Source organism: Mesorhizobium sp. M5C.F.Ca.IN.020.32.2.1, from assembly GCF_004023105.1.
GTDB lineage: Bacteria > Pseudomonadota > Alphaproteobacteria > Rhizobiales > Rhizobiaceae > Mesorhizobium > Mesorhizobium wenxiniae.
Genome location: NZ_RZSX01001219.1, coordinates 1 through 1,446 on the forward strand (window position 1 = coordinate 1; position 1,446 = coordinate 1,446).

The following is a 1,446-nucleotide window of genomic DNA, read 5'->3' on the forward strand; positions in this document are numbered from 1 at the left end:
AGGCTTTACACCGTGGTGGCGCCGGCTGGCGCCCGAACAGCCCTTCGCCCGGCTCGATGTCAGCTATTATTCGCCGCTGTGCCTTTTGATCGGGCTCGGCTTCGCCGTCCTTGCCATCACGGAGTTCGCTAGATGACACAAGCCAATGGTCCCCTTCGCATCGGCATCGGCGGTCCCGTCGGCTCCGGCAAGACGACGCTCACCGAAAAGCTCTGCAAGGCGCTGCGCGACGAGTTCTCCATCGCCGTGGTCACCAACGATATCTATACCAAGGAAGATGCCATGATGCTGGCCCGGCTTCAGGCGCTGCCCGAGGATCGCATCATGGGCGTCGAAACCGGCGGCTGCCCGCACACCGCCATCCGCGAGGACGCCTCGATCAATCTGCAGGCGATCGCCGAGATGACCAAAAAATTCCCGGATCTCGATATCGTCTTCATCGAATCGGGCGGCGACAATCTTGCCGCCACGTTTTCCCCCGACCTCGCTGATCTGACGCTCTACGTCATCTCCGTCTGCCAAGGCGAGGAAATCCCGCGCAAGGGCGGGCCGGCGATCACCCGGTCCGATTTCCTGGTCATCAACAAGAGCGATCTCGCCCCTTATGTGAACGTCAACCTCGATGTCATGGAGAGCGATGCCGCCAGCATGCGCGGCAAGCGGCCGTTCGGCTTCACCGATCTGTCGCGCGGCAAGGGGCTGCAGGAAGTGATCGATTTCATAGTCGAGCATGGCGGGCTGCGCGCCGGTGCCGCCAGAAGCACTGCGGCGTGAGGCAAAGCGCTCGTCTGCACCAAACGAAACCGGTTGCGCGCATCCGCGGCGCGCGGCATCCTTGTTTCTTTCACGGAGGTTTTCGATGAGCATCGCCCGCTTGCAGAAGGAAATGCTGACCAACCTGCCCTTCTACGAGGAGCGCGTCGATCTGGCTTGCGCCTTCCGCTGGACGGCGCGGCTCAACATGCATGAAGCCGTGGCCAATCATTTCTCGCTGGCCGTCAACGATGACGGCTCGCAATTCCTGATGAATCCCAACCAGGTGCATTTCTCACGCATCAAGGCGAGCGACCTGCTGCTCATCGACGCCAACGATCCCGATACGCTCTCCGGCCCGAATGCACCCGACCCGACGGCATGGGGCCTGCATGGCGCCATCCATCGTAATGTGCGTCATGCGCGCTGCGTCATGCATGTGCACTCGATCCACGCCACGGTGCTCGCTTCGCTCGCCGACTCGACGTTGCCGCCGATCGACCAGAACTCGGCAATCTTCTTCAACCGTCACGTCGTCGATGGCCATTATGGCGGGCTCGCCTTCGAGGAAGAGGGCGAACGCTGCTCACAGCTGCTTACCGATCCGAAGGTCAAGGTAATGGTCATGGGCAACCATGGCGTGCTGGTCATCGGCGATAGCGTCGCCGACACCTTCAACCGCATGTTCTATTT

At 61.4% G+C, this 1,446-nt stretch carries 2 protein-coding genes and 1 pseudogene; all 3 read left to right on the forward strand.

The features are described 5' to 3' along the window. A pseudogene (locus EOA86_RS41620) lies at positions 1-136 on the forward strand (DUF3995 domain-containing protein); the annotation flags it as partial. Further along, the gene (gene ureG / locus EOA86_RS34555) at positions 133-774 is read left to right on the forward strand and encodes an urease accessory protein UreG (protein ID WP_128345604.1); all 642 of its coding nucleotides are present in this window, start codon (positions 133-135) and stop codon (positions 772-774) included. The pseudogene EOA86_RS41620 and the gene ureG, both read left to right, overlap by 4 nt. 85 nt (positions 775-859) lie before the next feature. Continuing rightward, positions 860-1,446: class II aldolase/adducin family protein (locus EOA86_RS34560; RefSeq protein WP_128345606.1), on the forward strand; the 587-nt coding region annotated here is incomplete at its 3' end.